The organism is Stenotrophomonas sp. ISL-67, from assembly GCF_018612915.1.
GTDB lineage: Bacteria > Pseudomonadota > Gammaproteobacteria > Xanthomonadales > Xanthomonadaceae > Stenotrophomonas.
In genome coordinates this window covers 25596-37141 of the sequence record NZ_JAGGRL010000013.1, presented here as the reverse complement: position 1 = coordinate 37141, position 11546 = coordinate 25596, and the positions used below count along the sequence as shown (strand labels likewise).

General features: G+C 61.6%; 12 protein-coding genes. 6 read left to right on the top strand and 6 right to left on the bottom strand.

All coding sequences use genetic code 11. From position 1 onward, the window contains the following. Positions 1–1311: 1311 nt before the first annotated feature. Together J7J08_RS13225 and nhaA are read left to right on the top strand one after the other, a co-directional pair. Entirely contained in the window at positions 1312–1593 is a 282-nt protein-coding gene (locus J7J08_RS13225; RefSeq protein ID WP_214906396.1) for a hypothetical protein, read from the top strand. Between the two features lie 630 nt (positions 1594–2223). Continuing rightward, a complete protein-coding gene (gene nhaA / locus J7J08_RS13220) occupies positions 2224–3396 on the top strand; it encodes a Na+/H+ antiporter NhaA (RefSeq protein WP_214906393.1) in 1173 nt (390 codons plus the stop codon). A 246-nt stretch (positions 3397–3642) separates the two neighbouring features. On the opposite strand, the gene J7J08_RS13215 is transcribed toward nhaA, so the two are convergent. Beyond that, positions 3643–3915 (bottom strand): hypothetical protein, encoded by a 273-nt coding sequence (locus tag J7J08_RS13215; RefSeq protein WP_214906390.1) that lies wholly within the window; start codon positions 3913–3915, stop codon positions 3643–3645. A 321-nt stretch (positions 3916–4236) separates the two neighbouring features. On the opposite strand from J7J08_RS13215, the gene J7J08_RS13210 reads away from it, so the two are divergent. Next, entirely contained in the window at positions 4237–5715 is a 1479-nt protein-coding gene (locus J7J08_RS13210; RefSeq protein WP_214906387.1) for a SulP family inorganic anion transporter, read from the top strand. A 107-nt stretch (positions 5716–5822) separates the two neighbouring features. Beyond that, complete coding sequence (locus tag J7J08_RS13205) at positions 5823–6356, top strand: arsenate reductase ArsC (protein ID WP_214906384.1); 534 nt, start codon at positions 5823–5825, stop codon at positions 6354–6356. Here J7J08_RS13205 and J7J08_RS13200 read toward each other — a convergent pair. The 5 genes from J7J08_RS13200 to J7J08_RS13180 all read right to left on the bottom strand — a co-directional run bounded on the left by J7J08_RS13200 (position 6317) and on the right by J7J08_RS13180 (position 10325). Beyond that, positions 6317–7315, bottom strand: coding sequence for an ArsO family NAD(P)H-dependent flavin-containing monooxygenase (locus J7J08_RS13200; protein ID WP_343237732.1), 999 nt, complete (start codon positions 7313–7315; stop codon positions 6317–6319). The two genes, J7J08_RS13205 and J7J08_RS13200, sit on opposite strands and share 40 nt — an antisense overlap. 110 nt (positions 7316–7425) lie before the next feature. Next, entirely contained in the window at positions 7426–8412 is a 987-nt protein-coding gene (gene trxB / locus J7J08_RS13195; protein ID WP_214906382.1) for a thioredoxin-disulfide reductase, read from the bottom strand. Between the two features lie 3 nt (positions 8413–8415). Next, positions 8416–9474: an ACR3 family arsenite efflux transporter gene (gene arsB, locus J7J08_RS13190; RefSeq protein WP_214906379.1), complete on the bottom strand. Its 1059-nt coding sequence runs from the start codon at positions 9472–9474 to the stop codon at positions 8416–8418. A gap of 20 nt (positions 9475–9494) precedes the next feature. Beyond that, a complete protein-coding gene (locus J7J08_RS13185; protein ID WP_214906375.1) occupies positions 9495–9986 on the bottom strand; it encodes an arsenate reductase ArsC in 492 nt (163 codons plus the stop codon). A 24-nt stretch (positions 9987–10010) separates the two neighbouring features. Beyond that, a complete protein-coding gene (locus J7J08_RS13180; protein WP_214906372.1) occupies positions 10011–10325 on the bottom strand; it encodes a metalloregulator ArsR/SmtB family transcription factor in 315 nt (104 codons plus the stop codon). 40 nt (positions 10326–10365) lie between these two features. Here J7J08_RS13180 and arsH point away from each other — a divergent pair, with 40 nt between their 5' ends. Next, positions 10366–11106: an arsenical resistance protein ArsH gene (gene arsH, locus J7J08_RS13175; protein ID WP_214906369.1), complete on the top strand. Its 741-nt coding sequence runs from the start codon at positions 10366–10368 to the stop codon at positions 11104–11106. After that, positions 11103–11522, top strand: coding sequence for an arsenate reductase (glutaredoxin) (gene arsC, locus J7J08_RS13170; protein ID WP_214906366.1), 420 nt, complete (start codon positions 11103–11105; stop codon positions 11520–11522). Before arsH ends, arsC begins: the two co-directional genes overlap by 4 nt. The last annotated feature ends 24 nt before the right edge of the window (positions 11523–11546 follow it).

Sequence of the window (11546 nt, the reverse complement as noted above, 5' to 3'; positions counted from 1 at the left end):
ACGGAACCCTGGGCGATTCAGGGCAGCTCCGAGCAGAGTACAGGCGTGGACTAACCACTGCATTGAGGAACTCCTTGAATGGAGCTCTTCGCACCCAGGCGAACTGCTAGAGCGCGGGGGCTTGGTTCGATTCCGGAACGCTGTAGATGCATGCAACACGACCCCTCGACGGGGGGCCGGTGCATGCGGCCAGCAAGTTGCACCGCACGGGTCACCACCGAGGGCCCGGATTGCCGCTATATCCCCTAGTCTTCGCGATCGTCGCTGGCCGGTCGAACTGGGTGACCTACTGGGGGTGGCTGCAAGGCACGGAACATCTGTCTTGGGGATGTTGCTTCGCCCTGAAGAGGCCGCCTCCGCATTGCCGTTTGGCGATGGCTTCTGCCCTGAGGTTCCGGCTGCTCGGGGATCCGTCGCACAGGAGAGGGACGCATTGGCTCGCCTGATGGGAGAGCTACTCCATAGGGTGGGCTGCATACTCCCGTCAGCACAGGAGCTGGCGCGAGTCAGGGCAAAAGGACTCTCGTTTAAGCTTGCCCTTAGTGAGGATCACGCTCGTTATCAGGTCCGCCTGAGGAAGCAACGGCTCGCCATCCCCGAGACGTCCGCTCGAAGAATAAATGAAGCATTTCGCTTCGCCATCGCCAACCTCCAGGGCAGCTGTGACGTCGCAAAGTCAATCGAGGCGATGTCACGTCGGCACTTCTTGGATGAAGCCGTTGCTCTAGGTGTAGCACAATCCGCAGTTGTCGCTCTTGCACAAAGGTAGCAGGCCCTACAGCGGTCGCGCCCGAACTAATGAGCACACCTGCACGTGATTTTTCGAGATGGCGGCCCGGGCGCGGAAGCAGTTCGCCAACGCTACCCAGCTGCTCAATTCACCGCAATACGTCCGCATGGAGTGTTCTTTCGGCTTGTACTGGATAGTTGCTACGTAGGAATTCCGCTGACATCGCTCGACGGTGTCAATGTTAAGGATCAGAATGAGCTCGTCATAGGACGATTGCACACTCGTGCACCGCATCGCTTCGATGTCCGCTTTCGGCCGAAAGCTGGCATCCTTCCACATCGAGCGTTTTACAAAGGTCGCTATCGGACCCGAGGCGCCGATCGGGAGACCACGAAGGACTACAGGTCTCCTTGATCGGCTGATCCGCAGGAGCCACAAGAGATGAAGTCCAAGCGTATGCTGTGTCCTCCAAAGGGAATCTTGATGCGATCACCTCGAGTCCCCGCCAGTGCTAATGGCACAAGCCCCGATCAATCCATTCGCCCAATTATGCGTATGCCCAAGAAGCAGGAGCCTTGCTGATGTCTACGATCAATCAGCCTTGGGATGTGGCGATGGCGCTGCGAGATCTATCCGCCGGCCTGGCAGGACACGTGCACGCCGCGACCGTCCCAACGCACCGTGAGTTGAACGAGTGGCTGCACTACATTAACCGAGCGGCTCCGGTGTATTGGGCACTTGAAAGCGCCTGCGAAGACATTGTTGAGGATGGCGTTACGGAGTCCCAAGTTCAGGCGCTAAAGCAAGCCCTGACCTGTGCCCAAGGACAAGCTGAGTACTGGCATAGGAAGGATCGATGGTAGATCAGCTCAACCTTATTTTGGCGCGCGCAATGTCGTCCTAAAGAGCGTGCTGGGCGGGTGATAGGAGTGCTGCGGCGCTTGGTGTTCTCCCTCACGCTCCGCTCAGCAGCGATACTTTGATGAAGGAATGCCCGCCTACCTGCAAACACGCGAAGCTTCCATTTGGCGGCGCCCCCTGCTGCTTTCAAAGAAGGGCTGCTCCTGGCCGAAAGCGGACGAAAGTCGCGCCTTGAACTGAACTGATCGGGCAGTTGCTGGCGCAGTGCGCGCGGCGAGCCATCCACAGCCTGTCCGCGACCACGCATCGCGACATCCGCCCTCTGAACACTGACAACCCGGCCGAGGGGTGGGTGCTTGACCCTTCGGGTTTGATCCGTAAAATCGACTTACGGCGTGTGCTGCGTGCGCCCGGGGGTAGGTCCCGATTACGGAGAACGACCTGTCGTTTTCCGAGGCTACGCATGCTGATACCCCAGAGTTCCGACCATCTCGATGTTTTACAGCTCTCACATGCTGGGGCTGGGTGACATCTTCCATACCTCGATCAACCATGAGCTGACGAACCATTCAGGTGCGTCGAGTCTGGTCGTGCCTGTCCGGTTTGTTCGCTCCTTGCTTTAAGAGAACACGATGACAACCATAGAACGACCGCGCAGCATATTTGAGCGGATGCTCGCCAACGAGGCATCTGCGGGTGTCGCACTGATGATGGCGTCGATGGTCGCAATCTCGCTGGCCAACAGCCCAGCAGCGGGCAGCTATTTCGCATTTCTGCATGCTCATACCGGCCCGGTTCTCAGCGACAAACTAGGGCCAATGACGCCACACCTTTGGATCAACGACGGGCTGATGGCGATCTTCTTTCTTCTTGTGGGTTTGGAGATCAAGCGGGAACTTATCAGTGGGCGGTTGTCCTCCTGGCAGCAGCGCAGACTACCGGCTGTGCCTGCGCTGCTAGGCATGGCGCTTCCTGCTCTGATCTTTCTGATCGCATCTCGGCACGAGCCCTCCTTGTCCAACGGTTGGGCCATTCCTGCGGCTACAGACATTGCCTTTGCGGTGGGGGTGCTGGCGCTTCTGGGGCGGTACGCGCCTCCGAGCCTGAAGCTCTTGCTGCTGTCGGTGGCCATCATCGACGACATGGGTGCAGTGGCTATCATTGCCCTGTTTTACACCTCGTTCCTCAACCTCGGAGCTTTGGCGGCTGCAGTCGGTGCGGGGCTTGCCATGTATGCGCTAAAGAGAAATGGCGTAGAGCGGCTCTGGCCCTACTTGGTGCCACTTTTGGCCATGTGGTTTGCGACGCTTCTTTCAGGCGTCCACGCCACGATCGCAGGTGTCGTCGGTGCATTCCTGATCCCCTACGGCGCAAGCGCTAAGTCGCCACTGGTTCGCTTGGAGCACGGCATTGCCCCTTGGGTTGGCTTCGCGATCGTGCCAATCTTTGGCTTTGCCAATGCCGGCGTGGATCTGTCTGGGATCTCAATCAGCGCTATTTTGGCGCCGCTGCCATTGGGCATCGCTGCTGGGCTCTTCGTCGGCAAGCAAATTGGCGTGTTCGGTGGTGTTGCCCTTGCGGTAAAGACCGGGCTTGCTGAAAAGCCAGCCGGTGCATCGTGGCTGCAGATCTACGGCGTGAGTTTGCTCTGCGGCATTGGCTTTACGATGAGCCTCTTCATCAGCTCGCTCGCGTTCCCATTGGACCCCACGTTCGTTGAGGAGGCCAAGGTCGGCATCTTGCTTGGGTCGCTGCTTTCCGCGCTGCTGGGAGCGGTCGTATTGAGGTTTGCACCCAAGGCCTAGAACAGGTTCCCGATTTGTATCTACGGCATCCCGGGCCCAAGTCCCGGCCAATCGATACCGGTTAGCCGGGGCATTGATCAGCGAACGTCATCCAGGAACTGGCGGTGGCGCTCGTATTGGTCCAGCACATCGTGGATCAATTGCACCTTTGGCCAACCCATAACGTCGTAGTCTTGTCCGCGTTCGCGCAGATAGACCTCCGCCCGATAGTGGCGGGTGCGTTCGCTCTCCGGGGGGGCGCGGGCCTTACAACGCGAAGGTGGCCGGTTCGTAAGGCTGCGGACGCACGGAGTAGAAGAAGTCCATTTCCTCGCCATGACCAACGCGAGGCCAGGCTCGTCCATCGTCGTCTCTTTGGGTACCTTCAACCGGAGGATCCTGCTGGCGCAGCTCCACCGCAACCTCTTGGAGTGCGGGTAGCACCTGATCGTTTATAAAGCTAACGACCTCGATCTTGACGGGGTTGTACGCGAGCAGTTTGAGCCTGGCGCGCCACTCATCGCTGGTGCCCGGAAGCATCGTGCATCAAGAGAGATTGGGCGCCTGGTTGCGTCCGGATGCACGGCTTTGAGCAGGCCCCAACACATCAGGATCATCTCGCCCGCTAAATGATCTTCGGGTCTGGCAAGGCAGCTTTGAGAGTGCACCGAAGCGACCGCGATGCCGGATTTCCCCTCAGGCGCTATGCCGGTCTACAATAGACCGTCAAATACCTAACGGATCGGCCAGCGATGACTCCACCCTGACGCTTGATTGAAGAAGCGATCCAGACACTTAGGTCTGGAAGGGTGCCTGTTTCTTTCGTTTGGCGCGCACGGCTGTGCGTGGAGATCATTTCCTATGTCTGCAATTTATCCCCTGCGCCAGCAATGGCTCGGTAACATCCGTGGTGACCTGTTGTCGGGCATCGTCGTTGCGCTAGCCCTAATTCCCGAGGCAATCGCGTTTTCCATCATCGCCGGCGTCGACCCAAAGGTGGGTTTGTATGCCTCGTTCTGCATCGCCGTCATCACCGCCATTGCCGGTGGCCGTCCTGGCATGATCTCGGCTGCGACCGGCGCCATGGCGCTGGTGATGGTCACGCTGGTGCGCGAGCACGGCATCCAATATTTGTTTGCCGCCACCATCCTGGCCGGCGTGCTGCAGATGCTGGCCGGCGCCCTGCGGTTGGGCTCACTGATGCGCTTTGTGTCGCGCTCGGTGGTGACCGGCTTCGTGAACGCGCTGGCGATTCTGATTTTCATGGCGCAGCTGCCCGAGCTCATCGGTATGCCGTGGATGGTGTATGCGATCTGTGCTGTGGGTCTGGCAATCATCTACCTGCTGCCGCTGCTGACCAAAGCCGTTCCTTCGGCATTGGTGGCGATCGTGATTCTCACGGCCGCCTCCATGTACTTTGGCTTTCAGGTGCGCACCGTCGGCGACATGGGTGCGCTGCCTGACAGCCTGCCGTCGTTCCTGATTCCGGATGTGCCATTTACCTGGGAAACACTCCAGATCCTGCTGCCGGTTTCGGGGACTCTGGCGGTCGTTGGCTTGTTGGAATCGCTGATGACCGCGCAGATCGTCGAGGACATGACCGATACCCCCAGTCAGAAGAATCGCGAATGTGGGGGCCAAGGCTTGGCTAACACCGTAACGGGCTTCTTCGGGGGCATGGCGGGCTGTGCAATGATCGGCCAGTCAGTGATCAACATCACGTCCGGTGGCCGGGGCCGCCTCTCGTGCCTGGTGGCCGGCGTGGTTTTGCTCCTTCTGGTTGTTTATGGGTCAAACCTGGTGAGTCAGATTCCAATGGCCGCACTGGTAGCGGTGATGATCATGGTCAGCATCGGCACCTTCAGCTGGCGCTCGCTGCGCGAGCTGGCCATTCATCCCAAGAGCTCTTCGGTCGTGATGATTGGCACGGTCGTCGTGACCGTGGCTACCCACGACCTCGCCAAAGGCGTATTGACAGGCGTGATCCTGTCGGCGGTGTTCTTCACCCGCAAGGTCGGCAAGATGCTGATCATCGACGACACCCAGGTCGACACCGACTCGCGCGTCTACGTTGTGAAGGGGCAGGTGTTCTTTGCGTCTGCCGGACAGTTCGTGAGCAGCTTCAACTATCTGGATGTCCCCAAGGACGTCATCATCGATCTGAAGGACGCCCACTTCTGGGACCTGACCGCCGTTGATGCGCTCGACCGGGTAGTGATGAAGCTGCGCGAGCACGGCGCGACCGTTGAGGTGTTCGGTCTCAACGATGCAAGTGAAACCTTGGTCGACCGCCTGGGAAAGCACCGGACGCCAGGCGCCGCGCTGTCGTCGGGTCATTGAATGAGCGATGCGGGCACCGAGAGGTGCCCGCTTCCTTTTCGGCAGTCATCGAATTGACATATGGCAAGGCAATACTTCGATTATTCTAGATTAGTGGTTGCGATGATATGCGTACCCTGAATGTTCTGTTCCTCTGCACAGGCAACTCGGCGCGCAGCATTCTTGCCGAAGCACTGGCCAGCCATTTAGGGCGTGAACGTATCCGCGCTTACAGTGCCGGCAGTCATCCCAAGGGCGTAGTTCATCCAGTGGCCCTGCAGGTGCTCTCGGAGATTGGCTTCGACGTTGCAGGGCTGTCGAGCAAGCCGTGGGAGGCATTCGCAGGTCCGGAGGCACCGCAGATGGATCTCATCGTAACCGTGTGCGATCGCGCCGCGGGAGAAGCGTGTCCAGTGTGGCCAGGTCATCCGGTTACGGCACACTGGGGTATCCCCGACCCGGCCGCAGTGCAGGGCAGCGCTGAGCAGGTCCACAAGGCGTTCCTGAGCACGCTTCACCAGCTCCAGCGCCGTCTCGGATTGCTGTTGGCGCTCAAGCCTGAAGCGCTGGACCGCATGACCCTGCAAGCGCAGGTGCGGGCCCTGGGCAATGGCGCCGAGGCTCACTCGCCAGATGGCAGCGGAGAAACAGCCCCGACGTAGTCGCTGATTTGCCTTACTGCCTCGCGCGCGTATCGGGTCACCCCGATCAGCGTGGCCGACGCTGCGCCATTCCAGTCGCCATAGCCAAGCAGCCAGACCGATGGCTCTGCGACCGAACGGACCTTGGTGTCATCCACGTCGACCCAACCCTGAGCGTTGACCATGCCCAGTCCTTCCAGGTGCGACAACGCCGGCCGGAAGCCGGTGCACCAGATCACGGCGTCCAAGTTGCGTTCGCTGCCGTCTGCCCACTGCATGCCGGTGGCGGTGAAACGGACGGGTGGCGTTACGGAGGCCAGTACACCGCGCGCGCGCGCGTCCACCACCGGCGGTACCATGACGATGTCGCCAAAGCCACTCTGCGGAAGATCCGGTTCGCGTCCTTCCTGCTGAGCCCTCCACTTCTCGGTTGCGCGTGCGAACAGAACGCGCCCGTCGACATCGTCGGCCAGGAAGGCTGGCTCCCGCTGGGTGATCCAGGTGGTCTCGGCCACCTTGGAGACCTCGGCCAGAATCTGTGCGCCTGAGTTGCCGCTGCCGATGATGGCCACGCGCATTCCGGCGAAGGGTTCGGGATGGCTGTAGTGGGCCGAGTGCAGCTGCACGCCGCCGAAAGCGTCCCGACCTTCATATTCGGGCGTGTAGGGATGCCGCCACGTACCCGTGGCGCTGATAACTGCACGTGTCTGCCACTGCCGGCCGTCATCTGCTTCCACCCGTAGCCGGCTCCCCGAGCGGCTGATGCGTTTCACCTGCACGGGACGGATGACAGGCAGCGCATATTTATGCTCGTAGCGCGCGAGGTAGTCGAGCACTTCCGCCTGCGACGGGTACGGTTCCCGGGTGGCAGGCATCGGCCAACCGGGAATCGAGCTCCAGCCCGCCGGCGAGAACAGATGCAGGGATTTCCACGCATGCTGCCACGCCCCGCCAGGTGACGTTTCGGCATCAAGAAGCACATAGGACAACCCGCTGCGACGCGGAAGTAGCCAGCCGAAAGACCCGCCTGACCACCTCCGATCACCACTACATCGACGTTGTCCATCTGGACTTCCTCACACCGCTGCACTCAGGCGGCGTTCTTGTGCTGCTGTTGATCGGAGATCTTAAGTGCATCCAGATAGCGCTCGGCGTCCAGCGCGGCCATGCAGCCGAAACCGGCCGAGGTGATGGCCTGGCGGTAGTGCTGGTCGGCCACGTCGCCGGCGGCGAACACGCCTTCCACCGAGGTCTGGGTGGCGTTGCCGCCCAGGCCCGAACGGATGTCCAGGTAACCGTTGTTCATGCTCAGCTGGCCATCGAACAGGCTGGTGTTGGGGTGGTGGCCGATCGCCACGAAGAAGCCGTGCGCCTCGATGTCTCGGGTGCTGCCATCCAGGGTGGACTTCACCCGCACGCCGGTGACGCCGGCGTCGTTGCCCAGCACTTCGTCCACCTGGTGGTGCCAGACGGTCTCGATCTTGCCGGCGGCGACCTTGGCAAACAGCTTGTCCTGCATGATCTTTTCCGCCTTGAGGGTGTCGCGGCGGTGCACCAGGTAGACCTTGCGGGCGATGTTGGACAGGTACAGCGCCTCTTCCACGGCGGTGTTGCCGCCGCCGACCACGACCACGTCCTGGTCACGGTAGAAGAAGCCGTCGCAGGTGGCGCAGGCCGACACGCCGCGGCCCTTGAAGGCCTCTTCGCTGGGGATGCCCAGGTACTTGGCGGTGGCGCCGGTAGCGATGATCAGCGCGTCGCAGGTGTATTCGGCGCTGTCGCCGATCAGCCCGAACGGGCGCTGGGACAGGTGCGCAGTGTGGATGTGGTCGAAGATCACCTCGGTCTCGAAGCGTTCGGCGTGCGCCTGCATCCGGCTCATCAGGTCCGGGCCCATCAGCCCGTGCGCGTCGCCGGGCCAGTTGTCCACTTCGGTGGTGGTCATCAGCTGGCCACCCTGCTGCAGGCCGGTGATGACCACCGGCTTGAGGTTGGCGCGGGCGGCGTAGACCGCGGCGGTCCAGCCAGCCGGGCCGGAGCCGAGGATCAGCAATGGAATGTGTCGGGTGGTGCTCATGGCTCAGCGGCTCCGTGCATCGGCAGGAAAGTAGCGCTTGCCCAGCCGCAAGGCGACGTGCACCAGCAGGATCAGCACCGGCACCTCCACCAGCGGGCCGATGACCGCGGCGAATGCGACCGGCGAAGCCAGGCCGAAAGCGGCAATGGCCACAGCGATCGCCAGTTCGAAATTGTTGCCTGCTGCAGTGAACGCGATCGCGGTGGTACGGGGATAGTCTTTGGCGATCAGCTTGCCCATGAAGAAGCTGATGACGAACTGGATGATGAAGTACAGCGTCAGCGGGATCGCGATACGTACCGCGTCCATCGGAATGCGCAGCACGTCGCCGCCTTTCAGGCTGAACATCGCCACGATGGTGAACAGCAGTGCGGCCAAGGTGATCGGGCTAATGGCAGGCAGGAACTTCTCTTCATACCAGCGCACGCCCTTGCGTGCCTTCAGCCATCGGCTGGTGAGGAAGCCGGCCAGGAACGGAATGCCCAGGTAGATCAGAACAGCCTCGGCGATGGTCCAGACACTAACATCGATGACGCTGCCCTGCAGGCCGAACACCGGCGGCAACCAGGAAAGGAAGAACCACGCGTAGACGCTGAACAGCGCGATCTGGAAGATCGAGTTGAATGCCACCAGGCCGGCCACGTACTGGCTGTCGCCGCGTGCCAGCTGGTTCCACACCAGGACCATGGCAATGCAGCGCGCCAGCCCGATCAGGATCAGGCCGGTCATGTACTCGGGGTAGTCGCGCAGGAACAGCACGGCCAGGCCGAACATCAGGAACGGGCCCACGATCCAGTTCTGCAGCAGCGAGAGCATCAGCACCCGCTTGTCGGCAAAGACCCGTGGCAGTTCTTCGTACTTCACCTTGGCCAGCGGCGGGTACATCATCAGGATCAAGCCGATCGCGATCGGGATGTTGGTCGACCCTATGGAGAGGCTGTTGAGCGCGCTGGGGACGCCTTCGAACAGCGCGCCCAGGCCGACGCCGAGTGCCATGGCGGCGAAGATCCAGAGCGTGAGATACCGGTCCAGGAAGGACAGGCGGGAGGTATCAGTGGTCATGGGGATTTCCGGAAGGACGGTCAGTTGATCTGTGCGATCGGATCGAGCCGGGCCTTGAGGGCCTCGCTGTCATCCCAGACGCTGTCGGAGATCTCCAGGAAGGCCTTCAAGCGCGCCTTGATGATCTGGTGCGCGCGATCGAAGGCGTCGGCCTTCTGTTCGTCCGAGCCTTCAACGCCGGCCGGATCGAACAGGCCCCAGTGCACCCGTACAAAGTCGCCGAACACCACCGGGCAAGCCTCGGCCGCCGCGCTGTCGCATACGGTGACGATCAGATCCATCGGCGCGGCATCCGCTTCGGCGAACTCGTCCCAGGACTTGCTGCGCAGGCCCTCCACCGGGAAGCCCTCGCGCTGCAACTGAGCAATGGCGAACGGATTGACCCGACCGGCCGGCTGGCTGCCGGCGCTGAAGGACTCGTAGCGGCCTTCGCCCCACTTTTTCAGGGTCGATTCGGCCAGCACGCTGCGCGCGGAATTGCCGGTACAAAGGAACAGAACACGACGGGTCATTTTGGTGATCTCTGGGGTAAGGAGTCAGCAGCCTGCGGGGCGTTCACAGGCCTGTTCGTCGGCACAGCAATTTTCAGTGAGGTAGGCCACCAGCTCGTTCATCACCACGAACTCGGCCCGGTAGCAGATGGTCCGGCCACGTTGCTCGGCGCTGATCAGTCCAGCGGCCAGCAGTTCCTTCAGGTGGAAGGAGAGTGTGGCGCCAGGCAAGGAGAGCGCCTGGGCAATGTCACCGGCCAACTTGCCGGCACTGCCAGCCTGAACCAGAAGGCGGAAGATCGACAGGCGGGTGGCATGACCCAGGGCTGCCAAGGCGTGAGTTGCGTTCTTATGTTCCATGATTCTAGAATAATCGAAGAAAAATGACAGGACGACCCCCGTGCAGCAGATCCCCAACGTGGTCCCGGGTGCCATGGACATTCCCACGTCCGCCAAGCTCAACAATCCGGCCGCGCAGCCACACCGGCCACGCATCCTGATCCTGTACGGGTCGCTGCGGCCGCAGTCGTTCAGCCGCAAGCTGGCGCTTGAGGCGCAGCGGCTGCTGGAGCAGCTTGGGGCGGAAACCCGCCTCTATGATCCACATGAGCTACCGATGCTTGACTCGGTGCCGGCCACCCACCCCAAGGTGCAGGAGCTGCGCCAGGCCTCGCTGTGGTCGGAAGGCCACGTATGGGTCAGCCCGGAACGCCACGGCACCCTTACTGCGGTATTCAAAAACCAGATCGACTGGCTGCCACTGGAAGAGGGCAGCGTGCGACCCACCCAAGGCCGCACGCTGGCAGTGATGCAGGTCTGCGGCGGCTCGCAATCGTTCAACGTGGTAAACGCGCTGCGCGTGCTCGGCCGATGGATGCGGATGGTGACGATCCCCAACCAGTCCTCGGTCGCCAAAGCCTGGCAGGAGTTCGACGACGAAGGTCGAATGAAGCCTTCAGCGTATTACGATCGCGTGGTGGACGTGATGGAGGAACTGGTCAAGTTCACCCTTCTGGTGCGCGGGCGCAGTGACTACCTGGTCGACCGCTACAGCGAGCGCAAGGGCGCCGTTGAAGCGGCGGCGCTGGCGGCCGCTGCAGGCGTGGTCGAGACCGTTTTGAATCAGGAGGAAAGCGCGTGAACGCAGTCATCTACCACAACCCCAAGTGCGGCACCTCGCGCAACACACTGGCGCTGATCCGCTTCGCCGGGATCGAACCGGAAGTGATCGACTACCTGGCCCACCCGCCCAGCCGCGCTCGTCTTGTCGAACTCACTACGGCCGCGGGGTTGAGCGTGCGCGATGCCATCCGGCAGAAGGGAACGCCGTATGACGAGCTCGGGCTAGGCGACACAGCACTGGGCGACGACGCGCTGCTTGATGCGATGCTGGCGCACGCGATACTCATCAATCGTCCTTTCGTACAAACCGATAGGGGTACTCGCCTGTGCCGGCCTTCGGAAGTGGTGCTGGACATCCTGCCGCCGCTGCCCGGACCGTTCCGAAAGGAAGATGGAGAGTTGGTGACCGGGCACGCCGGCAGCTCGACGCCGTGATCCCAATGCTGGGCTGGGCTTGCC

Bases quoted from the DNA above. Each gene is read 5' to 3' on its own strand.
- nhaA (WP_214906393.1), top strand. From the start codon at position 2,224: ATGACAACCATAGAACGACCGCGCAGCATATTTGAGCGGATGCTCGCC.
- trxB (WP_214906382.1), bottom strand. From the start codon at position 8,412: ATGAGCACCACCCGACACATTCCATTGCTGATCCTCGGCTCCGGCCCG.
- J7J08_RS13205 (WP_214906384.1), top strand. From the start codon at position 5,823: ATGCGTACCCTGAATGTTCTGTTCCTCTGCACAGGCAACTCGGCGCGC.
- J7J08_RS13180 (WP_214906372.1), bottom strand. From the start codon at position 10,325: ATGGAACATAAGAACGCAACTCACGCCTTGGCAGCCCTGGGTCATGCC.
- J7J08_RS13210 (WP_214906387.1), top strand. From the start codon at position 4,237: ATGTCTGCAATTTATCCCCTGCGCCAGCAATGGCTCGGTAACATCCGT.
- J7J08_RS13225 (WP_214906396.1), top strand. From the start codon at position 1,312: ATGTCTACGATCAATCAGCCTTGGGATGTGGCGATGGCGCTGCGAGAT.
- arsB (WP_214906379.1), bottom strand. From the start codon at position 9,474: ATGACCACTGATACCTCCCGCCTGTCCTTCCTGGACCGGTATCTCACG.
- J7J08_RS13215 (WP_214906390.1), bottom strand. From the start codon at position 3,915: ATGCTTCCGGGCACCAGCGATGAGTGGCGCGCCAGGCTCAAACTGCTC.
- J7J08_RS13185 (WP_214906375.1), bottom strand. From the start codon at position 9,986: ATGACCCGTCGTGTTCTGTTCCTTTGTACCGGCAATTCCGCGCGCAGC.